The organism is Rhodococcus ruber (assembly GCF_016804345.1).
GTDB classification, from domain to species: Bacteria; Actinomycetota; Actinomycetes; order Mycobacteriales; family Mycobacteriaceae; genus Rhodococcus; species Rhodococcus ruber.
This window is the reverse complement of record NZ_CP044211.1, coordinates 5375356-5399421: the sequence shown is the minus strand read 5'-3', so window position 1 is coordinate 5399421 and position 24066 is coordinate 5375356. Positions and strand designations below refer to the sequence as shown.

Sequence of the window (24066 nt, the reverse complement as noted above, 5' to 3'; positions counted from 1 at the left end):
GTCTAGATCGCGAAGAACGGCGTCTCCACACCGTTCGGATCGAGGTCCTGAACGTACACGGTCCAGACGTACCCGTCGTCGGACTTCTCGGCGATCAGCTTGCGCCGCTGCGTTTCCGGCAGCGCGGCGAGCACCGGGTCGGTCGCGTGCGCGGCGAGATCCTCCGGGAAGTACAGGCGGGTGCAGAGACGATCGAGCATGCCGCGGGCGAAGATCCCGACGTTCAGGTGCGGCGCCTCGTCGGCGTCCGTGTCGGACTCGTGGGCGCCGGGCTTGATCGTGTAGACGGTGGCGGTGCCGGTCTCGTCGGCGGCGCTGCGGGCGAAGCCGCGGAAACCGTCGGTGCCGAACCGGCCGTCGGCGTCGGCCTGCCAGGTCTCGACCATCGCGTCGGCGATCGGCGTACGGTCACCGTCGATCACGGTGATCCGCACGGTGATCCGGCCGGGCGTGTCGGCGGGGACGACGTTCTCACCGTCGGCGCCCCAGTCGAGGCCGATCTTCCAGTACGGGCCGACGGTCTGCGACGGCGTGGGGCCGAAGGTGGCCGTGCTCTGGTCGCCGGGGGTGACGGGGTAACGAGGAGCGAACTCACTCATCGTCGTCCTCCTCGTTCTCGAAGGGGGTGGCCTCGCGGCCGCGCAGGACGATGTCGAAACGGAATCCGAGGGCCCAGTTGTCGACGGTGGCGTCGTAGTCGAAGACGCTGACCATGCGGTGCCGTGCCTCGGCGGGCACCGAGTTGTAGATCGGGTCCTGGAAGAACATCGGGTCGTCGGGGAAGTACATCTGGGTGACGAGCCGCTGGGTGAACGCCGTGCCGAACAGCGAGAAGTGGATGTGGGCGGGGCGCCACGCGTTGTGGTGGTTGCGCCACGGGTAGGCGCCGGGCTTGATCGTGGTGAACCGGTAGTTGCCCTGGGCGTCGGTGACGCACCGGCCGACGCCGTCGAAGTGCGGGTCGAGCGGGGCGGGCCAGTTGTCGTTCACGTGCCGGTACCGGCCGGCGGCGTTGGCCTGCCACACCTCGAGCAGCGTGTGCGGGACGGGCTTGCCGTCGCTGTCGAGCACCCGGCCGTGCACGATGATGCGCTGCCCGGCGGCCTCGCCGCCGTGGGCGAGGGTCAGGTCGGCGTCGCCCTCCTGCACGCGGTCCTCGCCGAAGACGGGTCCGGTGAGTTCGCCGAGGCGCTGCGGGATCAGCGTCAGCGGCTGGGCCGGGCGGCGCAGCGCGGTGGTCCGGTAGTCGGGGAAGTCCAGCGGCGGGTGTGCGCCGTCGGGGCGCGCAAAGCGGGGCGGCAGATGAAGCATGAGACCTCGGTGTTCGGCGCGTGTTCGCGATATGGACGGAGGGACGCTATGCGTACAAGGCTAGTGGGTCACCCGGCACGAATCAATATTCGAAACTGAAACAGTATCGAAATGGTTCGCATGACGGACGAGGGTTCACATTACGTACGACTGGCGCTATCGTAAGGGCATGGACAAAGTCGTTGCCACCGCCGCCGAGGCCGTAGCCGACATCCCGAACGGCGTCACCATCGCCGTGGGCGGATTCGGCCTGGTCGGCGTCCCGGAAATCCTCATCAACGCGCTGCTCGACCAGGGCGCCACCGACCTCGAGACGGTCAGCAACAACTGCGGCACCGACGGCTTCGGCCTCGGCGTACTGCTGGAGAAGGGGCGCATCCGACGCACCATCTCCTCCTACGTCGGCTCCAACAAGGAGTTCGCCCGCCAGTACCTCTCCGGCGAGCTCGAGGTGGAACTGACCCCGCAGGGCACCCTCGCCGAGCGGCTGCGCGCCGGCGGCGCGGGCATCCCCGCGTTCTTCACCCCGGCCGGCGTGGGCACCCAGGTCGAGGAGGGCGGGCTTCCGCTGCGCTACGACGGCAACGGCGGCATCGCGGTCGCGTCGCCCCCGAAGGAGGTCCGCGAGTTCGACGGCGAGACCTACGTCATGGAGCGCGGAATCGTCGCCGACTACGCCCTGGTGCACGCCTGGAAGGGCGACCGGCACGGCAACCTCGTCTATCGCGCGAGCGCCCGCAACTTCAACCCGCCCGCCGCCACGTCGGGCCGCATCACCATCGCGCAGGTCGAGCACCTCGTCGAACCGGGCGAGCTCGACCCCAACGAGATCCACACCCCCGGCATCCACGTCCAGCGCGTCGTGCCCGTCGGACCTGTCACTGTCGGCATCGAGAATCGGACGGTTCGTTCATGACCCAGACCGCCACCACCGTGAAGAAGCTGACCCGCGAGCAGATGGCCGCGCGTGTGGCCCGGGAACTCTCGGACGGGCAGTACGTCAACCTCGGCATCGGCATGCCGACCCTGGTGCCCAACTACCTCGATCCGGGCGTCGAGGTCATCCTGCACTCGGAGAACGGCGTGCTCGGCGTCGGCCCGTACCCGACCGAGGACGAACTCGATCCCGAACTGATCAACGCCGGTAAGGAAACCATCACCACCATTGCGGGTGCGTCGTTCTTCGATTCGGCGCAGTCGTTCGGGATGATCCGCGGCGGCCAGATCGACGTCGCCGTCCTGGGCGCGATGCAGGTCTCCGCGAAGGGCGACATCGCCAACTGGATGATCCCCGGCGCGATGGTCAAGGGCATGGGCGGCGCGATGGACCTCGTCCACGGTGCCAAGCGCGTCATCGTGATGATGGAACACGTCACGAAGAAGGGTGAACCGAAGATCTTCGACGAGTGCACCCTGCCGCTGACCGGCAAGCGCTGCGTCCAGCGGATCATCACCGACATGGCCGTCATCGACGTCACCGACGAGGGCCTGAAGCTCGTCGAGACCGCGCCCGGCGTGAGCGTCGACGACGTCGTCGCCGCGACGGCCGCGACCCTTCTCGTCTGATCTCACCGTCTCCGAAAGGCTCACGGGCCGAACACTTACGGGCCGAATGTCACACCGCGTCGATCTGACCGACCGAATGTGACATTCGGCCCGTCGGCGTCGGAGCCGGTGCGGGGTGCCACGCGAACGAAGCGAGCGGCGGGTCCAGTTCGGCACCGGTGAGGCGGTTGGCGAGCGTCGAGAGGGTGAAGGTGCCGACGCCGAGGACGACGTCGAGTGCATGGCGGGTGGTGAAGCCGGCGGCGGTGAACGCGGCCCACCGGTCGGCCGGGACCGCGCCCGCCGAGTCGAGCACGGCGACGGTGAATGTCCGCAGGGCCTCGAGTCGGGGATCGGTGAGCGGTCGGCCGGCCCGCAGGGCGTCGACGAGGTTGCCCGGCGCACCCATCCGCGTCAGCACGGCGGTGTGCAGTGCGACGCAGACGTGGCATTCGTTGCGCGTGGCGATCGTCAGCACGAGCACCTCGCGTTCGAGTTCGTCGAGGCTGCTGCGCTCGAACAGCGCACCGGCGCGGGTGAAGGCGGACAACAGTTCGGGGGATTCCGCCATGAGCGCCACGGCTGCCGGCACGTAGCCGAACTTCTGCCGGATCGCTTCCATGGTGGCCCGCGACGCCGGGGGTGCAGTCTCGGGTCGATGGTGGAGGAATGCTGTGGACACGGGACGGCCTCCGATAAGATAGACAATGTGGTTGACGAAATAGTAAACCGAGTTGTCGAAAATGTGCAAGACCCGACCCCGGGCTACGAGCTGCCCCTGCTCCTGTTCGCCGGATTCCGCTCGCTCGTCGACGCGCTGCATCGCCGGCTGGCCGAGGAGGGTCACCCGGACGTGCGTCCGGCCCACGGGTTCGCGATGCAGGCCGTCGGAGCGACCGGCGCGTCGGCGAGCGAGATCGGACGCCGCCTCGGCGTCTCCAAGCAGGCCGCCGGCAAGACCGTCGACCGGCTCGAGCGTCTCGGTTACGTTCGGCGCGAGCCGGATCCGTCGGACGCGCGGGCGCGGATCGTCGTGCTCACCGACCGGGGCCTCGACTGCCTGCGGCGGTCGGCGGTGATCTTCGACGACCTGCGGGCGGAGTGGGGGCGGACGCTCGGTGCGGACCGGCTCGAGCGCCTCGAGGTCGACCTGCGCGCCGTCACGCACGGTCAGGACGTCCGGCTCGACGCGCAGGCGTGGTTCGACCGGTAGCCGGGGCGGCTGGGGGATCTGGACAACTCGGTTAACAGCGATTAACTTCGAGACTCGTTGCCGACGGACCAGGAGGCCCCGTGAGTACGCGCTTTCCCGCCATGGAACTGAAGGATCTGCCCGAGGACATCGCCGCGCGCGTGCTCGAGGTGCAGGAGAAGTCGGGCTTCGTGCCCAACGTGTTCCTCACCTTCGCGCGACGTCCCGCCGAGTGGCGGGCCTTCTTCGCCTACCACGACGCGATCATGCTGCGCGAGGACTCCGGCCTCACCAAGGGCGACCGCGAGATGATCGTGACGACGATCTCCGCCGCCAACAACTGCCTGTACTGCGTCGTCGCGCACGGGGCGATCCTGCGGATCTACGAGAAGAAGCCGACGGTGGCGGATCAGGTGGCGATCAACTACCGCACCGCGGACATCACCGCGCGCCAGCGCGCGATGCTCGACTTCGCCACCAAGGTCAACGAGCGGGCATACGAGATCGACGACGCGGACTTCGAGGCTCTGCACGCACACGGCTTCACGGACGAGGACGCCTGGGACATCGCCTCCGTCACGGCGTTCTTCGGTCTGAGCAACAGGATGGCCGGCGTCGCCGGCATGATGCCCAATCCGGAGTTCTACCTGATGGGCCGGGTCCCCCGCGCGTAGCCGCTCAGCCGTCGCCCGGTTCGGGGCCGGGCGCGGCGGTGGCGTCCGTGTCGCCGGTGTCGATGACGAGTTCGTAGCGCCGGCCGTACGTTTCCACGAGAGCCTGGAGGACGGCGACGACCGGGACCGACACCAGCGCACCGATCGCACCGAACAGCGACGCCCCGACGATCACCGACCCGAACGCGACGGCCGGATGGATCGACACGGTCTTCGACGTGATGCGCGGGTGCAGGACGTAGTTCTCGACCTGCTGGTAGGCCGTGCCGAACAGCACCACCCACAACCCGTCGATCGGCTGGTTGGCCGCGGCGATGATCGCGGGCAGCGCGATCGCCAGGTACGTCCCGAGGGTGGGCACGAACTGCGAGACGATTCCGGTCCACAACGCGAGCGGCAGCCAGTACGGCACGCCGATGATCATGAGGAAGATGCCGGTGCCCACGGCGCTGACCGCACCGAGGATGAGGCGGGAGACGACGTAGCCACCGGCCTTCTCGACGGAAATCTCCCACACGGTCGAGATGACTCGTTGCTGCCGGGCCGGGAACCAGCTCGAGATCGTGCGGCGCATCGCCGGGCCCTCGGCCGACATGTAGAACACGAACAGCAGCATGGTCATGGCCTGGAAGACCACGCCCACCACCGACGACACCACGCCGAGCACGCCGGGGGTGAACCGCTGAACCAGATCGCGCACCGTCTCGGGGGTCAGTCGCAGCAGTTCCGGACCCGTGGTGAAGTTCGTGTCGAAGACACGATTGGCCCATTCGGTGACTGCGGTCAGCGCGTCCGGTAAGGCTTTCAGCAACTGGCCCAACTGTTCGGCGAGCAACGTCCCGAACAGAGCGACGAATCCGACGGCGAACGCCAGCAGTCCGAACAGCACCAACCCGGTGGCCGCTCCCCGGCGCAGCCCGTGACGCTCGAGCCAGTCGACGACGGGCTCGAGCGTGATGCTCAGCAACCATGCGAGAAACAGCAATCCGAGGAAGCCGCGCAGGTTGTGGAACAGCCAACCGGACAGCTGGTAGGCGGCGACGGCAAGGAGGACGTACAGGATCGCCGGGCGAAGCCACTGTGGAGCCCGGGGTCCGTTGCGTTTGCGGTGTGCCGGCAGCGGGGCCGGCCCGTCCTCGCTCATCGCACTCTCCGCGGTCGCCCGACAGATCCGTTCACAGCCGGAATCTACCCGTCCGCGCCGCCCGGGCAGAGCGAATGTATCGGTCGCCACCACTATCGAGACGGACGATGCCTTCGCTCGACGAGGCCGGGACGAGCGCGAGGCGAGCCGGACGAGGCCGATACGACGAAACCGGCCCGGACTCGTGAGAGTCCGGGCCGGCGGTGGTAGCGGGGACAGGATTTGAACCTGCGACCTCTGGGTTATGAGCCCAGCGAGCTACCGAGCTGCTCCACCCCGCGTTGCATCACCGACTATACACGAGGCGGAGAGTGCTCCGTTCCGGGGTCGTCCGGACGGGTGTGGTCACGCCCGAGGCTCTCCGCGTAGTAGCCGCGAATGTGATCGACGATGCGGGAACGGGCGAGGTCGGCGTCGCCGGCGCGGACCGCCTCGAGCAGTCCCCGGTGCTCGCACCGCAGCCGGGCACACGTGGTGGGCCAGGTACCCAGCGGAGCGCCGGCGAGCACGTAGCTCTCGATGGAGTCGCGCAGTCCGGTCATCATCGCCGCGATCACCTGGTTCCCGGCTGCGTCCGCCATCGCGATGTGGAACCGGGCGTCGAGCACCAGGAACTCGTGGGCCGCGAGCCCGGCGTCGTCCATCGCGTCGAGCAGTTGCTCCGCGTGGGCAAGGTCGGGCGCCGGATCACTCTCGGCCAGGGCGCGCATCACCTCCGTCTCGAGGACGAGCCGGGTCCGGACCACGTCCGCCACCGGGAAGCTCTGCGCCGCCACCTGCATGCGCATGAGCATCGACATGCCCCCGGTGGGGCGCGAGACGATCATCGCGCCCGCCGTCGGCCCGGATCCGGTCTGTGCGCTGAGCAACCCGAGCGCCTCCATGACGCGCAGGGCCTCCCGCACCGACGAGCGGCCCACGCCGAGATCGGCGGCCAGGACGCGCTCCCCGGGCAACCGCTGGCCGGGCGCGAGTTGTCCCGAGACCAGTTGCTGCTCGAGGTGGTTCAACACGGTCTCCCATGCGCGGGGCTCGGAGTGCGGCATGGTGTGAGCCTATGCCGGTCGCCGGACGGGCCGGACGCTCGGCGGCCGGGCGCGACGTTCCGGGTGCGGCAGAGGAGATCCCGTGCCGCGTCCGCCCGGGGGACGGCTCACGGCAGCATCCACGACAGCACCGGCGTCGACTGGAGGTAGACCAGCACGCACAGCAGGGCCAGCATGCCGACGCTGTAGCCGACGACCTTGCGCAGCAGCAGCGGCTCGCTGCCCGGCCGGCCGACAGCGGTCGCCGCGATGGTGAGGTTCTGCGGGCTGATGAGCTTGCCCACGACACCGCCCGAGGTGTTCGCCGCGACCAGCAGCGTCGGATCGATGCCCGCGGCCTGCCCCGCGGTCTGCTGCAGCCGCGCGAACAACGCGTTCGCCGAGGTGTCCGAGCCGGTCACCGCGGTGCCCAGCCAGCCCAGGATCGGCGACAGCAACGCGAAGATCGCGCCGGTTCCGGCGAGCCACGTGCCGATGGCGACGGTCTGCCCGGAATGGTTCATCACGTAGGCCAGGCCGAGCACCGTGGCCACGGTGGCGACGGAAAGCCGCATCTTCCACAGTGTCCCGGGGAAGGTGCTGAGGGTCAGGCGCACGGTCATCGGGAACCGGTCGCCGCCGCTGAACACCGTGTACACGAGGCCGACGACGATGCCCGAGAACAGCAGGAGGGTACCGGGATTCGACAGCCACGGCAGCGTGTAGATCGCGCCCGTCGACGGATCTCCGCTCGCGGTGAGCAGATTCCCGTACAGGCCCGGCCATTCGACCTTGATATCGGTGCCCGCCAGCCACTTCGGCACGTCCACGCCGAGCGTCCACAGCTTGGCGATGCCGAACACGACGATGACGAGCAGGTACGGGAACAGCGCCATCGCCGTGCGTGCGGCACCGATCGGTTCCGCGGTGACGTGCGAGTGCTGGTCGTCGGGGGTGCTCGGACGCCAGAACCGCAGCATGACCACGGCCGCGGCGAGGCCGACGAGGGAGGCGACGACGTCCGTGAGCTCGTACGAGAAGTGGCTCGAGCACCAGTACTGCGCGATCGCGAACGCGAAGCCGGTGACCAGCGCGATCGGCCACACCTGGCGGACGCCGCGCCGGCCGTCGACCAGCAGCAGCAACAGGATCGGCACGAACCAGGCGAGCACCGGTGTCTGCCGGCCGACGACGGCGGCGATCTCGGTCGCCGGGATACCGGTGAGGTTTCCGGCGGTGGTGATCGGAATTGCCATGGCGCCGAACGCGACCGGTGCGGTGTTCGCGACGAGTACGGTGACGGCGGCGCGGATCGGGGGCATGCCGATCGCGATGAGCATCGCGCCGGTGATCGCGACCGGTGCCCCGAAACCGGCGAGCGCCTCGAGCATTCCGCCGAAGCAGAAGGCGATGAGCATCGCCTGGATGCGCATGTCGCCGTGACCGACGGAGTTGAACACGTGCCGCAGGTCTTCGAAACGTCCACTGACGACGGTGAGTTCGTAGAACCAGATCGCGGTGACGACGATCCACATGACCGGGAACAGGCCGAACGTGAAGCCCTGCAGGGCGGACAGTCCGGCCAGCGGCGCCGGCATCCCGAAGCCGACGACGGCGACGACGAGGGCCACGGCGAGCGCGCCGAGCCCGGAGTACCAGGCCTTGAGTTTGAGGCCGGCGAGGAGCACGAAGAAGGTCAGGAGGGGGACCAGGCCCAGCAGGGCCGTCGCGGTGAGGTTGCCGGCGACGGCGGTGGTCGACGGTGTGTACGTCACCGCGAGCAGTTCGGTTTCCACATGAAACTCCAGGTTTGCGTCGCGGACCGCGACGGGATCTGTGGTCAGACCACAGGACCGTACACCATGACCTCGGTCACAATCCAGAACCGGAGGGAATTCGCAGAAAATCCGGACAGGGGGTGACGCAGGGCACCGACCATGGGTTACTGTGGTCTGACCACATAGACCCGATGCGGAGATCCACATGCGAATCGCCCTGTTCGCGACGTGCCTCGGGGACACGATGTTCCCCGGCGCCGTCTCGGCCACCGCCCTCCTCCTCGCGCGGCTCGGCCACGACGTCGTCTTCCCCGACGGCCAGACCTGCTGCGGCCAGATGCACGTCAACACCGGCTACCAGCCCGACGCGTTGCCACTCGTCGAGAACTACGCCGACGCCTTCGGCGACAACGGCATCGACGCGGTCGTCGCACCCTCCGGATCCTGCGTCGGGTCCGTGCGGCACCAGCACGAGATCGTCGCCGGTCGCTACGGTTCGCCGGCGCTGTGCAGCCGCGTCGACGAGGTGAAGGCCAAGACGTACGAGCTGTCCGAGTTCCTCGTCGACGTCCTCGGGGTCACCGACGTCGGGGCCTACTTCCCGCACCGCGTGACCTACCATCCCACCTGCCATTCGCTGCGCATGCTGCGCGTGGGGGACAAGCCGCTGCAGCTGCTGCGCGCCGTCCGCGAGATCGACCTCGTGGAGCTGCCGGAGGCCGACTCCTGCTGCGGATTCGGCGGCACCTTCGCGCTCAAGAACGCCGAGACCTCCACCGCGATGCTCGCGGACAAACTGTGCAACATCACCGCAACCGGTGCCGAATACTGCAGCGCCGGCGACTCGTCGTGCCTCATGCACATCGGCGGCGGACTGTCACGTCTGCGCACCGGAACCCGCACCATCCACCTCGCCGAGATCCTCGCCTCGGTAGAACCGGCCGTCTCTCCCAAGGGGGTGCCCGCGTGATCGCTCTCGGCATGCCGCCCGTCCCGCCGCGCGGCTCCGGAAATCTGCGGGGTGTCGCGGCGTTTCCCGCCGCGGCGCACCAGGAACTCGCAAACACCCAGCTGCGCCGCAACATCGGCAAGGCCACCCACACCATCCGGGCCAAGCGCCTGAGCGTGACCGGCGAGCTGCCCGACTGGGAGCAGTTGCGCGACGCCGGTGCCGCCGTCAAGACCGACGTGCTGAACCGGCTGCCGGAGCTGCTCACCCAGTTCGAGGCCGCGGTGACCGCCCGTGGCGGCGTCGTGCACTGGGCGGCCGACGCCGCCGAGGCCGATGCCATCGTCACCGACCTGATCCGCGCGACGGGCTCCGACGAGGTCATCAAGGTCAAATCGATGGCCACCCAGGAGATCGGGCTCAACGAGCACCTCGAGGAGCAGGGCATCACGGCCTACGAGACCGACCTCGCCGAGCTGATCGTCCAACTGGGCCACGACAAGCCCTCGCACATCCTCGTTCCCGCCATCCACCGCAACCGGGCCGAGATCCGTGAGATCTTCCTGCGCGAGATGCCGGGCGTCGACCCCGATCTGGACGACAATCCCCGGCATCTCGCGGCTGCGGCGCGGAAGTTCCTGCGCCACAAGTTCATGACCGTGCCGGTCGCGGTGTCGGGCGCGAACTTCGGAATCGCCGACACCGGCACGCTCGCGGTCGTCGAATCCGAGGGCAACGGTCGCATGTGCCTGACGCTGCCGCAGACCCTGATCACCGTGATGGGCATCGAGAAGCTGCTGCCCACCTACCGGGATCTCGAGGTGTTCCTGCAGTTGCTGCCGCGCTCGTCCACGGGCGAGCGGATGAACCCGTACACGTCGATGTGGACCGGCGTCACCCCCGGCGACGGTCCGCAGGAGTTCCATCTCGTGCTGCTCGACAACGGACGCACCGCGGCGCTCGCCGACGAAATGGGACGCGAAGCGCTGCACTGCATCCGATGTTCGGCGTGCCTGAATGTGTGCCCGGTGTACGAGCGCACCGGCGGCCACGCCTACGGCTCGACGTACCCCGGCCCGATCGGCGCCGTGCTCAGCCCGCAACTCGCCGGCATGGATGCCCCGGGGGATCCGAACGCGACCCTGCCCTTCGCCTCGAGCCTGTGCGGGGCGTGCTACGACGCATGCCCCGTCAAGATCGACATCCCCTCGCTGCTCGTCGAACTGCGGCACCAGAAGGTCGAGCACGCGTCGTTCGGGATCGAGGCGGCCGCGATGAAGGCGGCATCACTGGCGATGTCGTCGTCGCGTCGCTGGACGACCGCGCAGAAGGCGGCCGGACTCGGCCGGCTCCTCGCCGGGAAGAAGGGGAAGATCACCTCGCTGCCGGGTCCGCTCGCCGGCTGGACGGAAGCCCGCGACATCCCGGCGCCGCCGAGACAGACCTTCCGGCAATGGTGGAACTCCGACGAGGGACGTGCCGCGCTGGCACAGGCGCGCGAGAAGGGACGGCAGCAGTGAGCACCCGCGACGTGATCCTCGGCCGGATCCGCGACGCCCGGACACTTGCCCCACCGGTACCGGTGCAGGTACCCCGCGAGTACCGCACCGGGCGCACCCTGCCGGACGCACAGCGGCGGGAACTGCTCGTGGACCGGCTCGTCGACTACAAGGCGCACGTGCACGAGTGCGCGCCGGCCGACCTTCCCGACGTGCTCGCACGGGTGCTGACCGAGCACGGCGTGCGCCGCGTGGGGGTCCCCGCGGGATTGGACCGGTCGTGGCTCGCACGGTTCGACGGCGACGTGGTGGTGGACTCGTCCGAGATCCCCGCCCCGGACCTCGGCGACCTCGACGGCGTCGTCACCGCCTCCGCGGTCACGTGTGCCGAGACGGGCACCATCTTCCTCGACGGCGGCCCCGACCAGGGCCGGCGCGCGCTGACCCTCGTGCCGGACCTGCACGTGTGCGTCGTGCCCCTCGCCGACGTCGAAGTCGGGGTGCCCGAGGCGCTGATGCGGCTGGTGCCGGAACGCCCCACCACCATGATCAGCGGCCCCTCCGCGACGTCCGACATCGAACTCGAGCGGGTCGAGGGCGTGCACGGGCCACGAACCCTGATCGTGGTGATCGTCGGATGACCGCCACCCGCACCCGGTCCGGGTTCGGGTGGCAGTTCCGCGGCAGTTGCCGCTCCCTCGGCGAGTTCTACTTCTTCGCCCCGGACGGCGAGGAACCGGTCGTGCGGCGACGGCGGGAGGCAGCTGCGAAACGGATCTGCGCGAGCTGCCCGGTGCTGACGGAGTGCCGGACCCACGCGATGCTCGGCCGCGAGCGGCACGGGGTGTGGGGCGGGCTGTCGGAGCGGGAGCGCCGCGCCCGGTGCTGACGGCGAGGCGCTCCCGGTCCGCTCGGACGAGGAGCGCCCCGCAGCAGCTTCACCCCACGGCCGCGAGCGGTGTCGCAGTCCGGCCGGTGGCGGCCGGCACCGACTTCAGCGAAATCGAGCGCCTGGCCCTCATCGGCCGCTGACGCGGCCGGTGTGTCCTTTGGGTTGTCCTGGCAGCCCAAAGGGCACACCGCTGGGGGCGTTACGACTGCCAGGGGATCCGGTACGGCTCCTGGTCCTGCCCGGCCGCAGGCGTGGTACGCGGCGAGGCCGGGAACCACCGGAACCGCGGATTCGCCTTCAGTTCGGCGACCTCCGGTGGAACCGGATGTGCCACCGCCTCGATCTCGGACCAGCGGCACTGTCCGGCAGCGACTCTCGACGCGTACTGCCGCAGTGCCGGAGACGCCTCCCCACTCGCCGCGAGTTGTTCCATCACCGCATCGTCGACCTGAATGCATCGGTTCGCGCCGGCGAACCGCTGTGCGCGAATCACGGCGGTGTCGAGGTCGGTCACGGCTCGGTGGATGCGGTCCAGTGGACCGTCGAGATGCGAGGGCACGTCCCTCACGGCGCATCCGCCCAGGGGTTCTCGCCGACCGAGTACGGTTCGGAGGGCTTGTTCACGGGGCCGCGGACGTCTGCGACGCCGGCGAGATCGACGGCCACCGCCGCCCGGTGCTCGGTGCGCTCGTACGCCTCGGTCAACGGCGCCAGCGTGTGATCGACCTGCTCCTGCAGGGCGTTCGCCGGCGACGCCAGAGCATCGAGGAACGCCCTCAGTGCGTCCGTGAGCGCGCGGATCCGCGTCACGACGTCGTCGACGAATGCGATCGTGTCCCGAACGATCCTGGCGAGGGTGAGGATCTGTACGGCCGTGCCGGCGAACGGGACCTTCTTCAGCGCGAACTTCAGCGTCTGCATCCCGTCGTCGAACGCCACCTCTTCCTCGAGCATCTCCTTCAGCGACCGAACCGCGGTGACGATCGCTTCCCGGATCTTCTCCGCAACCAGGTTGCACGTCTCCTCGACCACGCGTCCGACCGGTCCCTCCCACCGGAGCGCGTCGACGATCCGGCCGGCGTAGTCCGTGAACGCCCGGGCAGCCTGCCCGTTCCAGTGGGGATCCAGAGCCCGCACCACGGCGTCGAGATTCTCCCCGCCGGCCTCCACCGCCTCCCCGGCGATGCGGTACGCGTTGCCGAGTCGCCGCAGTTCGTTCCAGTTTCCGTCCAGCGGTTCGATCACCTGGGCGATCGGGCTCCACTCGGTCAGCATCTCGATTGTCTTGTCGACGTCGCCGAGCCAGCCGGCCGCCTCCGCGACGATCTCACGGACGTCCTCGTCGGGGGCTTCGGGGTGAGGGAGTTCGGTCCTGCCCGCAACCCCGGTCCGGACGGGATCGGGGTACGGTCGCGCCGGGCCGGCGGCCGGTGTCTCCGGATCGTATGCGTCGATCGACTCCGGAAAGAGGAGGTTGGCATTGAGCCGTTCGTAGTTGCGTTCCTCCGTGTCGTAGTAGATCCACGCGCAGCGGTTCAATTCGATGCCGGTCTTCAGGCAGAGATCGGCAAGGACGAAGTATCGAGACTGTGCCGACGGCAGAACTGCCCGGAACCCGTCCTGGATCGTCCGCAACAGTGCACCGTCCAGTGTGCCGGCCGGCTCACCGTGGACGGCGAGGTACCGGTTGGCCCACAACACATCGTTGCCGATCTCCTGCGCAGCGACGGCAGCGCCGGCGATCTGATTCGCGGTGGCGCTGAACCTCTCGTATGTCTCGGACATCACGACCTCCTCAGCGACTCGACGAGGCCGTCGATGGAATCGTCGTCGAGCTGGCCGGCCACACCGCGATCCGCCTGCACGACGAAGACCGCGACCTCCGCTGAGGCCAGGCCGGTGGTGGCCACGAAGTCCCACCGTGCTGCCGGCGGGGCACATTCGTGGATGTGCGGGATGTCGGCTACACGCGCCGTGATCCGGACCGCCGGATTTCCGTCGATGTCGAAATGGACCGGGGCCGAATACTCGACCGTCGGCGACTGTTCCCGGCCGGAGTACATCCACTCGACTGCTCGAACCTCGTGAGCAGCCACGGTCAGCAGGTCACCGGCGGGCCGCCCCGTGATACCCACGGACGCCAGCGTGGACGTGTCTTCCGCGGCGCAGTACCCATTCCCGAAGGAGGATGCCGAACCGATCACCATCATTTCACCGCCACGGCCGTTCCACCCCATAATGGACTCTCCCCCGAACCAGCCGGGTGGCGTGGTGTACGTGAGCCCGAACTTCGTCGGTACCGGTTGCGGTGCGCCCTCGGGAACGTCGGGCAGTTTCGGAGCCCGCTCCATCGTTGGGAATCCCGGTGGCAGTTCACGTCGTGGTGTTGTGGCAGTAGGTGACTCGGCACGTGACGTCGTGACCGGTGGGGCCCACTCCGGCGCCGCATCCGGAACATCCGGCGCCAGCAGGCTCCCTGCTGCCGATATCCCGCCGATGGCGAGCGCGCCCCCCACGCACCACAACACCACTTTGCCCAGCTCGAAGACGACGACGCCCCACTTCGACATTTCTCGACCCCCCTTGTCGACAGCGGAACCATACCAGTTGATCTGGTCCACAGGGTTTTCCGCGCCCCGAGGGTGTGGAGAACCGGGACCGCCGAACGAGCAACGGCCGCCGGGACGTGGGAGAACGGGGTTCTGCGCGGTCCGCGGGATCGGTCGATCTCACATGCTGTCGAGGCGCCACTGGGCGAGCTGGACTGCGTTCGAGACGCATTCGGTCACCACCGCCGATCGTTCGGCGGGTCCGGGCGCCGTGAGCACCTGCAATCGGTCCGCCTCGCCGATCGGAACGAACCGCGCCAGTGCGAACAGCCGCGCGCCCGGCTCGTCGGGCAGTTCGGTGATGCTCGGCGGTTCGATCCGACCGTTCGACAGCCGGTCGAGCAGACCGTAGAGCCGGCCGAGCCCCACGCTCAGTTCGGCGAAATCCACCGGGCCGGAAACCGTGTCCGGCCACGGCTCGACCTCCGCGCGTGGGTACGGGTCGTCCGGAAGCCAGTTCTTCACCCGGATCCGCTCTTCCCCGATGCACTCCAGGACGTATCGACCGTCGTCGAGTTCGGTGTCCATCACGATCCGCGCGATCGTGCCGACGTCGTGGCGGGTCTCCCCGCCCCCCACCTCGTGCCCTCGCTCGATGAGCACGACGCCGAATCGTGGCCCGTCCGGATCTGCGAGGCAGTCCCGGACCAGGCGGCGGTAGCGCGGCTCGAACACATGGAGCGGAAGCGCGTCGCCCGGCAGCAGCACGGTTCCCAGCGGGAACATCGGGAGCACGGGCATCAGGGCAGCCGCAGCCGGGGAATCGGCGGTTCCGGAATCGGCTCGCCGCGTTCGATCTCGGTCAGCAGGTGCTCGGCCCACGCCGCCAGACCGTCGATGTCCAGCCCGTGCGGCGGCTCGTCCTCGTAGTGCCGGATCCGCGCCTCCCCCTGCCGCAACAACGACGCCGCACCCGCCGGATTGCCCCGCAGCAGATGCGTCAGCCCCACGGCGAGCTGCGCCAGCCCCTGCCACAGGGGCCGCTCCTCGGCCGGCGCCGATTTCCACGTGCTCTCCAGCACCTCGTGCGCATGAAACGGATGGCCGTGGTCGAGCAGTCGCTGGGCCTCGGTGATCGCCTCGTCGGGCTCGAGGTCCAGGTCCTCCGGGACCCGTTCGACACCCTCCTCGCCGTAGGGGAGGGGACGCCCCAGCGCGTCGCGCGGACGGGCATTCTGCGGCCTACCGTCGACGGTTCGATCCCGTTCAACCATGAACCCAGCGTAAACCGGTATCGCCGACCCGACCGCGCTTCTCGCGAGCCCCGTCGACGGCGCGGGCCAGCTCGTCGCGCAGCAGCTCCGGCGACGCGGGACAGACGTGGGTGTGGCGGCCCGTCCGGAACAGGTACCGGCCGTCCCCGACGACGTCGAACCAACCGAGATCGGTGACCGGCGTGAAGGTCAGACCGTCCGGTGAGGACAGTACCCGCAGGTTGCCCGTCCCGGACCGGGGATCGGTCAGCAGCCGTCGCAATCGGACTGCGGGCGGCGCCTGCGCGGTCCGCAGTACCTGCGTCGGGGTCGAGAACTCCGCCACCTCCGCGGTGGGCGCGGACAGCGCCGGCGCCGTGCCTGCGGGTGCGTCGGGCAGACACTGCACGACGGCGTCCGCCAAGGTGTACGCCGACGTGGTCGTGACGACGAAGTCGCCGGCACGCCCCGGTTCCTGTCGCACCAGGACCGCGGAGTCGTGCCTGATGCAGCCCCGCAGCCGCAGCTCGGAGTCGGCCGAGGTCTGCCCGTACGCCTCGACGGTGACCTCCGCGTGCCGCATCGTCGCCATCGCCGCCGCGAGCTGCTCGTCGGGATTCATGCGCCGCCACCGGTGGGCCGCCTCCACGTTCGCGGCGTGTTCGTCCTCCCACAGCGCGGTCGAGCGGTAGCGCAGGGGAAACGGGACCTCGTCGAGTCCTGTCGCGGTCCACAGCGCGAGGAACCGGTCGGGTGTGAGCCGCCACGTCATGCCGGATCGACCCCCAGTACCGGCGGCGCGGTGAGCGGCATCGGACCGATCAGCTCGTTCCCGTTGTCGATGCCCACGAGGTAGCTGGGCACCGTGCGGGCGGCGTCGTCGTCCCGTGCCGGGCGTGCGGGGGCGCCCAGCATGCCCGGGTACATGCCGCCCGCGCGGCCGGAGCCGGCGCGCGCGCCGGGACCCGACGTCGCCGAACCGGTCGTTCCGTTCGCCATCGGCACGCCGCCGACGGGACCGGGTCCGCCGAGTCCCGGAGCGCCGGCGCCGGTCCCCGCGCCGGCGCCTCCCGCGCCACCGCCCCCCGACGTCGCTCCGCCGGTTCCGCCCGGGAATCCCCCAGGGGAGCGCTCCGGGGTCGTGGTCGCGCCGGCCGCCGTCGTCGCGGCCGGGACGGTCGTCGAGGGCTCGGCAGCACCCGTCGTCGGGTCGCCCGGTGCCGCGTGACGGTCTGGGGCAGGGGCGTCTGGGGCTGGGGCGTCGGGGGCTGGGGCGTCGGGGGACGCGGTGTCCGTGACCGGTCGGCCGTCGCTGCCGGCTCCCGCGGGCCCGGAACCGCCACCTCGGCCGTTCGCACTATCCGCGGGGCGCTCCGCTGGGCTCGGTCCGAGCGGTCCCGATCCTGCCGTCGCCTCGTGCGGGGACGGCAGGATCGGGACCGCCGTGCCGGATTCGCGGTAGTGCGGGACGTAGAGCGACTCCATGACGCGCACGGCCTCGGTGCGTGCAGCCTCCGCCGCCCGCGCGAACTCCGCCGTGTCCTGTGGCACCACCACACCCGACGGCATCGGGATCCGTATCGGCGGTGGTTGCACATTGGTTCGGACGGCGGTGGCGATCTCCGATGCCGCAGCCAGCTTCGTCGACACCGCCAGCAGGGCGGCGACCAGTTGTTCGGCCGACGTCGCGAAGGAGCGGGTCGCCGCCACGGCCTGCTGTGCCGCCTCGCCGTCCCATCCCTCGGCAATCTTGTTGCAGATCATCTGGGTTCCGAAGATGAAGCCGATGCTCATGTCGGTCGCGATCGCGCGCCAGCTCTCCGCCAGGCTCCTCATCGCACCCGGGTCCATTCTCTGGACGTCCCGGTAGATGGCGTCGTGCTCCATGCTGTGGAAGTTCTCGAACACGGTGGCATAGTCCGGATCGAAGCTGCCGTCGAGCCGTGCAACGAGGCTGGTGTGCCAGTTCGTCAGGGCGTCGACCCGCTCCGGCACCGCGGGATCGAGCAGCGGATCGAGCATCGACCGGATCGGATTCTCGTTGTACGACAATTTATTCGGCACTTCCGCTCACGACCGCGACGTGTCGCGCCGCGCGTCTTCCGGTGCCGTGTGAAGCCTCGACTGACATGCCCATGGAGTCCCCCCGATTCCGTGGTAGTGCGCAGGATCGTAGCGGACCGGACAGTCCTGTGGCGAGTCGTGCCGGGCCGTGCAGGTGGTGCCGCGATCGCCCTCGTCGCATCCGCGCGGTCCCCAGTCGTCCGCGCCCTCGATTGAGTTCGCGGATGACTGCCGCCCGCGCGGATATCGCGCGACTCGTCGACCGGCGCAAAAGTGCTGGCGTTCAGGCAGAGTCGGTCGTGCCGAGGTGCCGGGCCCAGTCGTACTCGGCGTCGAGGAATCCCTGCCCGCCCGCGGCGAAGGTCTCGCGCATGCGGGCGAGGACCTCGTGGAACTGGGTGAGCCGCTCGTAGGCGGACTCCGGGGTGCCTCTGGCCTTGATGAGGAAGCCTCGGCGAAGTTGTTCCGCGGACTCGAATCCGCCGAAGCTTCCGACCGCGGTCAATTCGTCGGTCCGATCGATCGCGTGCCGGAGTATGGCGAGCAAGTTGTCGCAGACAGCGACGATCTCGTCGATCGTGTGTGGGTCGAGTCGCAACGGGTTGTTCACATCGCTCCTTCAGTTGGCGAGCGGGGCGGTAAGCCGTGCCGTTGTGTCTTCGATTCCCGTGCATAGTTCGTGTCGCGGCGCTTCAGCGGAGTTGTCCGGGTGATGGACACGGGAAACGATGAGGACGCCGAAGGAGGTCTCGACGTTGACTGCGCACGACCATGGCCGGCCGGGGTCCAGTTCGAGCAAGGCGCGACGACCATTGACCTCGGTGAAGGTGGAGTACTCGGCGATCTTCTCCTGCACCTCGGCGAAGGTGATGTTGCCGGCCATCACGTTGAGCCCGTACCGGTGCAGGACGCCGGGGATGTACAAGGTGCCCTCGTAGCGGCAGGTGAGGAATGTGTAGTGCGTCGCGGCGAAGTCGCTGACCTCCTCCGACTTCGGGTCGTAGCCGGCGTCGCGGAGTACCTGGTCGGGGATGTCGAGGCAGGGGTCGAACGTGACCGGGGGCCGGTCGGATTCGTCGACGATGCGCGGCACACGGGTGGTCGACGTGGCCGGCGGCTCCGCGGGTGCTGTGGGTTCCGGGGGTGCGACGGAGGTGCACGCGCCGGCCGTCGCCGCCGCGACGGCGACGATCCACCCACGCGTGCGTACCCGTCGTCGTTCTCGGTAGGTCGCGGCGCGAGCGTGTGGCCGACGCGCTCTCCGGTCACCCGCGACATCCGTTGCGTGCGCAGTCGGCCGATCGCCGCGCGAAGACGTCCCCCCGATCATGGACCCCCCGATCCGTCGTGTGGGGCAGATCCTAACGGACGGCGCCGACGAGGCGCAGGGCCAGATCGGAGTAGAGGTTCGCGATGGCGTGGGGCTCGTTGTAGCGGCCGGAGGGGTACCAACGGCAGATGTCGACGCACAGCGACATCAGGGCCAGGGTGACGCCCTCGGTGTCGGGGACGGTGAACTCGCCGGAGGCGACCCCGGCGTCGACGATGGTGCGGACGACCTGGGTGGTGCGTCGGCGCAGGCCGGTGATGACGCGGTAGTGCTCCGGGGTGAGGGCGGTCAGTTCGTACTGGACGACGCGGGCGCGGCGATGGTGCTCGGCCTGCCACTCGGCGAACCGGGCGATGACGGTGGACAGACGCGTGGTGGCGTCCTCGTCGGGCAGGTCGGCGGTGCGCACCACCTCGAGGGCGAGATCGTGGCCCTCGTAGCTGATCGCGTAGAGCAGTTCTTCCTTGGACTTGTAGTGCGGGTACATCGCGGCCGGGCTCATGTCGAGGCGGGCGGCGATCTGGCGGGTGGTGGTGCCGCCGTAGCCGTTCTCGGCGAACACCTCGACGGCTGCCTCGCGTAGCCGGGCCGCGGCCTTCGATCCGCTGATCACCGCGTCCCTGGATGTGCTCACGTCGTGCTCCCGTTCCTGCTGCGGCCTGGTTGACAAGATAGCGGCCGCGGTTCACTATAAGCGCACGCTTAGAAAATAAGCAGATGCTTACAGATTTGAGGAGCGGTTGATGCGACGCACCCTGTACGGCCCCGATCACGAGGCGTTCCGCGAGTCGGCGCGCGAGTTCGTGAACCGGTTCGTCATGCCCCGTGCGGAGGAGCTCATCGAACGTCACGAGATCCCGCGTGACATCTGGATCGAGGCCGGTAAGGCCGGCTTCCTGGGGCTCGAGATCCCGGAGCGCTTCGGTGGCATGGAAGCGAACGACTACCGTTTCAACGCCATCCTCGGCGAGGAGTTCGCCCGGGCCAACATGGCGCTGTCCTCGTCGATGGGTATCCACTCGGACATCACCGTCCCCTACATCGTCCACCTGGGCAACGAGGAACAGCGCGAGCGCTGGCTGCCGCGCTGCGCCACCGGCGAGCTCATCTGCGCCATCGGCATGACCGAGCCGTCCGGCGGCTCCGACCTCGCCAACCTGAAGACCACCGCCGTGCGCGACGGTGACGACTGGATCCTCAACGGCGCCAAGACGTTCATCACCAACGGCTACAACTGCGACCTCGTCGTCGTCGCGGCCCGCACCGACCCGTCGAAGGGCGCGAAGGGCATCTCCCTGTTCGCCGTCGAGCGCGGGATGGAGGGCTTCGAGAACGGCCGCAAGCTGGACAAGGTCGGTCAGCCCGAGGCCGACACCGCAGAGCTGTTCTTCAAGGACGTTCGCGTCCCGCACGCCAACCTCATCGGCGAGGAGGGCATGGGCTTCATCTCGATGATGAAGATGCTGCCGCAGGAGCGACTCGGCTCCGCGGTCAACAATGTGCACCACGCCAAGCACATCCTGCTCGAGACCATCGAGTACGCGAAGGAGCGCAAGGCGTTCGGCCAGGCCATCGGCGCCATGCAGTACAACAAGTTCCTGCTGGCCGAGCTGGTCACCAAGATCGAGGTCGCCGAGGCGTACGTCGACCAGGCCGTCGAGGCGCATGCCGACGGCAAGCTCACCGCCGTGGACGCGGCCAAGGCGAAGTGGTGGAGCGCGCAGACGCAGTCCGAGGTCCTGGACGCGTGCGTGCAGATCCACGGTGGCTACGGGTTCATGAACGAGTACCGTGTGGCTCGTGCATGGAAGGACGCCCGCGTCACCAAGATCTGGGCCGGCACCAACGAGATCATGAAAGAACTCATCGGCCGCGATCTGGGCCTGTAGAGACTCGAAGCGTCAACACCGAACAAGGAGCGCGTGATGCCCGAAGCTGTGATTGTCTCCGCCGCCCGTTCCCCCATCGGGCGGGCAATGAAGGGGTCGCTCAAGACCGTGCGCCCGGACGATCTGGCCACCCAGATGGTCGCCGCCGCCCTGGCGAAGGTGCCGGAGCTGGACCCGACCCAGATCGACGACCTGTTGCTCGGCTGCGGCCAGCCCGCCGGCCAGTCCGGGTTCAACATCGCCCGCGTCGTCGCGGTGCAGTTGGGCTACGACTTCCTGCCCGGCGTGACCGTCAACCGCTACTGCTCGTCGTCGCTGCAGACCACCCGCATGGCGCTGCACGCGATCAAGGCCGGCGAGGGCGACGTGTTCGTCTCCGCCGGTGTCGAGTCCGTCTCGAGCTTCGTCACCGGCAACGCCGACGGCCTGCCGAACACCAAGAACCCGCTGTTCGCCGACGCCGAGGCCCGCACCGCCACGCTCGCCGAGGGCGGCACGGCGTGGACGGACCCGCGCAGCGAGGGTCTGCTGCCCGACGTGTACATCGCGATGGGTCAGACCGCGGAGAACGTCGCGTCGATGACCGGCATCTCCCGCGAGGACCAGGACCGGTGGGGCGTGCGGTCGCAGAACCGGGCCGAGGAAGCCATCAAGTCCGGCTTCTTCGAGCGCGAGATCAGCCCCGTCACCCTGGCCGACGGCACCGTCGTGACCACCGACGACGGCCCCCGGCCCGGCACCACGTACGAGGCCGTGAGCCAGCTCAAGCCGGTGTTCCGCCCCGACGGCACCATCACCGCGGGCAACGCCTGCCCGCTCAACGACGGCGCCGCGGCCCTGGTGATCATGTCCGACACCAAGGCCGAGGAGCTGGGCCTGACCCCGCTGGCACGGATCGTCTCGACCGGCGTGTCCGGCCTGTCGCCGGAGATCATGGGCCTGGGCCCGATCGAGGCGGTCAAGAAGGCCCTCGCGAACGCCGGCAAGACCATCTCCGACATCGACCTGTTCGAGATCAACGAGGCGTTCGCCGTGCAGGTGCTCGGCTCCGCCCGTGAGCTCGGCATCGACGAGGACAAGCTGAACGTCTCCGGTGGTGCGATCGCCCTCGGCCACCCGTTCGGCATGACCGGGGCGCGGATCACCGCCACGCTGCTCAACAACCTGCAGACCCACGACAAGCAGTTCGGCGTGGAGACGATGTGCGTCGGCGGTGGTCAGGGCATGGCGATGGTGCTCGAGCGCCTGAGCTGACCCCTCTCGACCGGAACGCGAACGAGGCGCGGTCGCGGGCCCGAAAGGGCTTGTGACCGCGCCTTTTTCGAAAAAACAATCTTGAACTCGAGCGCGAATTCAACTATACAAGTCGCGTAGGTACCAATTTTCGGAGGAGACTACCCCCATGTCCGTACTCGACAAGTTCCGACTCGACGACCGCGTCGCGATCGTCACCGGCGCGTCCTCCGGCCTCGGCGTCGCCTTCGCTCAGGCCCTCGCCGAGGCCGGAGCCGACGTCGTGCTCGCGGCCCGTCGCGCGGACCGGCTCGAACAGACCGCCGAACTCGTCCGTGCGGCAGGTCGCCGCGCGCTGAGTGTCGAGACCGACATCGCCGAGCCCGAGCAGGCGCAGCGGATGGTCGACGCCGCGGTCGAGCACTTCGGCAAGGTCGACATCCTCGTCAACAACGCCGGTATCGGCACGGCCGTCCCGGCCACCAAGGAGACTCCGGAGCAGTTCCGGCGCGTCATCGACATCAACCTGAACGGTTCGTACTGGGCAGCGCAGGCCGCCGGGCGCGTCATGCAGCCGGGCAGCGCCATCGTCAACATCTCCTCCGTCCTGGGCCTCACCACCGCGGGACTGCCGCAAGCCGCCTACGCCGCGAGCAAGGCCGGCGTGATCGGTCTGACCCGCGACCTGGCCCAGCAGTGGGGGGCTCGCAAGGGCATCCGCGTCAATGCCATCGCGCCGGGATTCTTCGAGACGGAGATGACCGACGAATACCAGCCCGGCTATCTCGACAGCATGAAGCCGCGAATCGTCCTGGGCCGCACCGGTGATCCCGCCGAGATCGCCGCCACCGCCGTGTGGCTCACCTCGGCGGCCGCCGGTTACGTCACCGGACAGACGATCGCGGTCGACGGCGGCCTCACCATCAACTGAAGTTTCCAACCACACCGGAGGTAAGCAGTGAGCGAAGCAAGCACCCGTACCGCCATCGTCACCGGCGCCGCGCGCGGTATCGGCGCCGCAGTGGCCAAGCGTCTCGCCGAGGACGGATTCCAGGTCGCGGTTCTGGACCTCGACGAGTCCGCATGCGCCGACACCGTCTCGGCCATCGAGTCGGCCGGCGGCAAGGCCCTCGCCGTCGGTGCGAACGTCGCCGACGAGCAGTCCGTCGCCGCGGCCGTGGAGAAGGTCGCGAGCGAACTGGGCGATCCCACGGTGCTGATCAACAACGCCGGCATCACCCGCGACAACCTGCTGTTCAAGATGACCGTCGACGACTGGGACGCCGTGATGAACGTGCACCTGCGGGGTGCGTTCCTCATGTCCCGTGCGACGCAGAAGTACATGGTGGAGGCCAAGTTCGGTCGCATCGTCAACCTGTCGAGCACCTCCGCGCTGGGCAACCGCGGCCAGGTCAACTACTCCGCGGCCAAGGCCGGCATGCAGGGCTTCACCAAGACCCTCGCGATCGAGCTCGGCAAGTACGGCGTGACCGCCAACGCGATCGCCCCCGGTTTCATCGAGACCGAGATGACCGCGGCGACGGCCGAGCGGGTCGGGATGTCGTTCGAGGACTTCAAGGCCGCCGCGGCGTCGCAGATCCCCGTCGCCCGCACCGGAAAGCCCGAGGACATCGCGCACACCGCGTCGTTCCTCGCGAGCGAGGGCGCGGGCTTCGTCTCCGGCCAGGTCATCTACGTCGCCGGTGGTCCGAAGGACTGACGGCGGAGACCGAACCACG

28 protein-coding genes and 1 tRNA gene are annotated in these 24066 nt (G+C 69.0%); 12 read left to right on the top strand and 17 right to left on the bottom strand.

The window, feature by feature from the left end:
- Nucleotides 1-2: 2 nt before the first annotated feature.
- Both pcaG and pcaH read right to left on the bottom strand, forming a co-directional pair.
- Nucleotides 3-599: a protocatechuate 3,4-dioxygenase subunit alpha gene (gene pcaG, locus F1734_RS24770; RefSeq protein ID WP_010595731.1), complete on the bottom strand. Its 597-nt coding sequence runs from the start codon at nt 597-599 to the stop codon at nt 3-5.
- Nucleotides 592-1311, bottom strand: a complete 720-nt coding sequence (gene pcaH, locus F1734_RS24765) for a protocatechuate 3,4-dioxygenase subunit beta (protein ID WP_010595730.1) — start codon at nt 1309-1311, stop codon at nt 592-594. Before pcaH ends, pcaG begins: the two co-directional genes overlap by 8 nt.
- A 169-nt stretch (nt 1312-1480) precedes the next feature.
- On the opposite strand from pcaH, the gene F1734_RS24760 reads away from it, so the two are divergent.
- Both F1734_RS24760 and F1734_RS24755 read left to right on the top strand, forming a co-directional pair.
- Nucleotides 1481-2227, top strand: coding sequence for a CoA transferase subunit A (locus tag F1734_RS24760; RefSeq protein ID WP_010595729.1), 747 nt, complete (start codon nt 1481-1483; stop codon nt 2225-2227).
- Nucleotides 2224-2877: a CoA transferase subunit B gene (locus tag F1734_RS24755; protein WP_010595728.1), complete on the top strand. Its 654-nt coding sequence runs from the start codon at nt 2224-2226 to the stop codon at nt 2875-2877. The genes F1734_RS24760 and F1734_RS24755 overlap by 4 nt, the downstream gene beginning before the upstream one ends.
- A 49-nt stretch (nt 2878-2926) precedes the next feature.
- On the opposite strand, the gene F1734_RS24750 is transcribed toward F1734_RS24755, so the two are convergent.
- Nucleotides 2927-3538, bottom strand: a complete 612-nt coding sequence (locus F1734_RS24750) for a carboxymuconolactone decarboxylase family protein (RefSeq protein ID WP_026137541.1) — start codon at nt 3536-3538, stop codon at nt 2927-2929.
- Between the two features lie 63 nt (nt 3539-3601).
- On the opposite strand from F1734_RS24750, the gene F1734_RS24745 reads away from it, so the two are divergent.
- Both F1734_RS24745 and F1734_RS24740 read left to right on the top strand, forming a co-directional pair.
- A complete protein-coding gene (locus F1734_RS24745) occupies nt 3602-4069 on the top strand; it encodes a MarR family winged helix-turn-helix transcriptional regulator (RefSeq protein ID WP_010595726.1) in 468 nt (155 codons plus the stop codon).
- 101 nt (nt 4070-4170) lie between these two features.
- Nucleotides 4171-4722: a peroxidase-related enzyme gene (locus tag F1734_RS24740; protein WP_010595725.1), complete on the top strand. Its 552-nt coding sequence runs from the start codon at nt 4171-4173 to the stop codon at nt 4720-4722.
- Between the two features lie 4 nt (nt 4723-4726).
- Here the strand turns inward: F1734_RS24740 and F1734_RS24735 are convergent, their stop codons facing one another.
- From F1734_RS24735 to F1734_RS24720, 4 genes are all read right to left on the bottom strand, one after another.
- The gene (locus F1734_RS24735) at nt 4727-5866 is read right to left on the bottom strand and encodes an AI-2E family transporter (protein ID WP_010595724.1); all 1140 of its coding nucleotides are present in this window, start codon (nt 5864-5866) and stop codon (nt 4727-4729) included.
- 204 nt (nt 5867-6070) lie between these two features.
- Nucleotides 6071-6147 (bottom strand) — tRNA-Met (locus F1734_RS24730).
- 12 nt (nt 6148-6159) lie between these two features.
- Nucleotides 6160-6912 (bottom strand): FadR/GntR family transcriptional regulator, encoded by a 753-nt coding sequence (locus tag F1734_RS24725; protein ID WP_017679745.1) that lies wholly within the window; start codon nt 6910-6912, stop codon nt 6160-6162.
- Nucleotides 6913-7019: 107 nt separating this feature from the next.
- Nucleotides 7020-8687, bottom strand: coding sequence for an L-lactate permease (locus F1734_RS24720; RefSeq protein ID WP_203011187.1), 1668 nt, complete (start codon nt 8685-8687; stop codon nt 7020-7022).
- A gap of 187 nt (nt 8688-8874) precedes the next feature.
- On the opposite strand from F1734_RS24720, the gene F1734_RS24715 reads away from it, so the two are divergent.
- Genes F1734_RS24715 through F1734_RS24700 form a run of 4 tightly spaced genes read left to right on the top strand, consistent with a single transcriptional unit; the run spans nt 8875 to nt 12006 of the window.
- Entirely contained in the window at nt 8875-9639 is a 765-nt protein-coding gene (locus F1734_RS24715; protein ID WP_010595721.1) for a (Fe-S)-binding protein, read from the top strand.
- Nucleotides 9636-11138: a LutB/LldF family L-lactate oxidation iron-sulfur protein gene (locus F1734_RS24710; RefSeq protein ID WP_010595720.1), complete on the top strand. Its 1503-nt coding sequence runs from the start codon at nt 9636-9638 to the stop codon at nt 11136-11138. Before F1734_RS24715 ends, F1734_RS24710 begins: the two co-directional genes overlap by 4 nt.
- Nucleotides 11135-11758: a LutC/YkgG family protein gene (locus F1734_RS24705; RefSeq protein ID WP_010595719.1), complete on the top strand. Its 624-nt coding sequence runs from the start codon at nt 11135-11137 to the stop codon at nt 11756-11758. The genes F1734_RS24710 and F1734_RS24705 overlap by 4 nt, the downstream gene beginning before the upstream one ends.
- The gene (locus F1734_RS24700; protein WP_010595718.1) at nt 11755-12006 is read left to right on the top strand and encodes a WhiB family transcriptional regulator; all 252 of its coding nucleotides are present in this window, start codon (nt 11755-11757) and stop codon (nt 12004-12006) included. The genes F1734_RS24705 and F1734_RS24700 overlap by 4 nt, the downstream gene beginning before the upstream one ends.
- Nucleotides 12007-12208: 202 nt before the next feature.
- Here F1734_RS24700 and F1734_RS24695 read toward each other — a convergent pair whose 3' ends face one another.
- The 10 genes from F1734_RS24695 to F1734_RS24650 form a co-directional block, all read right to left on the bottom strand.
- Nucleotides 12209-12577: a hypothetical protein gene (locus tag F1734_RS24695; protein WP_203011186.1), complete on the bottom strand. Its 369-nt coding sequence runs from the start codon at nt 12575-12577 to the stop codon at nt 12209-12211.
- On the bottom strand, nt 12574-13794 hold the full coding sequence (locus tag F1734_RS24690) for a hypothetical protein (RefSeq protein WP_010595716.1): 1221 nt from the start codon (nt 13792-13794) through the stop codon (nt 12574-12576). Before F1734_RS24690 ends, F1734_RS24695 begins: the two co-directional genes overlap by 4 nt.
- Nucleotides 13794-14630 carry a DUF8017 domain-containing protein gene (locus F1734_RS26360; protein ID WP_225222978.1) on the bottom strand — a complete coding sequence of 279 codons (837 nt, stop codon included), beginning with the start codon at nt 14628-14630 and terminating at the stop codon, nt 13794-13796. The genes F1734_RS24690 and F1734_RS26360 overlap by 1 nt, the downstream gene beginning before the upstream one ends.
- Nucleotides 14631-14738: 108 nt before the next feature.
- Complete coding sequence (locus F1734_RS24680; protein WP_010595714.1) at nt 14739-15359, bottom strand: LON peptidase substrate-binding domain-containing protein; 621 nt, start codon at nt 15357-15359, stop codon at nt 14739-14741.
- A complete protein-coding gene (locus F1734_RS24675) occupies nt 15359-15832 on the bottom strand; it encodes a DUF309 domain-containing protein (RefSeq protein WP_124259077.1) in 474 nt (157 codons plus the stop codon). Before F1734_RS24675 ends, F1734_RS24680 begins: the two co-directional genes overlap by 1 nt.
- Nucleotides 15825-16583, bottom strand: a complete 759-nt coding sequence (locus tag F1734_RS24670) for an ESX secretion-associated protein EspG (protein ID WP_010595712.1) — start codon at nt 16581-16583, stop codon at nt 15825-15827. Before F1734_RS24670 ends, F1734_RS24675 begins: the two co-directional genes overlap by 8 nt.
- Nucleotides 16580-17875: a WXG100 family type VII secretion target gene (locus F1734_RS24665; protein ID WP_237211308.1), complete on the bottom strand. Its 1296-nt coding sequence runs from the start codon at nt 17873-17875 to the stop codon at nt 16580-16582. The genes F1734_RS24670 and F1734_RS24665 overlap by 4 nt, the downstream gene beginning before the upstream one ends.
- A gap of 283 nt (nt 17876-18158) precedes the next feature.
- Nucleotides 18159-18485 (bottom strand): hypothetical protein, encoded by a 327-nt coding sequence (locus F1734_RS24660; RefSeq protein ID WP_203011185.1) that lies wholly within the window; start codon nt 18483-18485, stop codon nt 18159-18161.
- Between the two features lie 9 nt (nt 18486-18494).
- Nucleotides 18495-19067, bottom strand: coding sequence for a DUF3558 domain-containing protein (locus F1734_RS24655; protein WP_228287230.1), 573 nt, complete (start codon nt 19065-19067; stop codon nt 18495-18497).
- Nucleotides 19068-19236: 169 nt separating this feature from the next.
- Nucleotides 19237-19839: a TetR/AcrR family transcriptional regulator gene (locus F1734_RS24650; protein ID WP_010595708.1), complete on the bottom strand. Its 603-nt coding sequence runs from the start codon at nt 19837-19839 to the stop codon at nt 19237-19239.
- Between the two features lie 109 nt (nt 19840-19948).
- On the opposite strand from F1734_RS24650, the gene F1734_RS24645 reads away from it, so the two are divergent.
- The 4 genes from F1734_RS24645 to fabG all read left to right on the top strand — a co-directional run bounded on the left by F1734_RS24645 (nt 19949) and on the right by fabG (nt 24047).
- Nucleotides 19949-21094: an acyl-CoA dehydrogenase family protein gene (locus tag F1734_RS24645; protein WP_003934461.1), complete on the top strand. Its 1146-nt coding sequence runs from the start codon at nt 19949-19951 to the stop codon at nt 21092-21094.
- 36 nt (nt 21095-21130) lie between these two features.
- Nucleotides 21131-22348 (top strand): acetyl-CoA C-acetyltransferase, encoded by a 1218-nt coding sequence (locus F1734_RS24640; protein ID WP_026137538.1) that lies wholly within the window; start codon nt 21131-21133, stop codon nt 22346-22348.
- 148 nt (nt 22349-22496) lie between these two features.
- A complete protein-coding gene (locus F1734_RS24635; RefSeq protein ID WP_017679736.1) occupies nt 22497-23258 on the top strand; it encodes an SDR family NAD(P)-dependent oxidoreductase in 762 nt (253 codons plus the stop codon).
- A gap of 27 nt (nt 23259-23285) precedes the next feature.
- Nucleotides 23286-24047, top strand: coding sequence for a 3-oxoacyl-ACP reductase FabG (gene fabG, locus F1734_RS24630; protein WP_203011184.1), 762 nt, complete (start codon nt 23286-23288; stop codon nt 24045-24047).
- Nucleotides 24048-24066 lie beyond the last annotated feature (19 nt).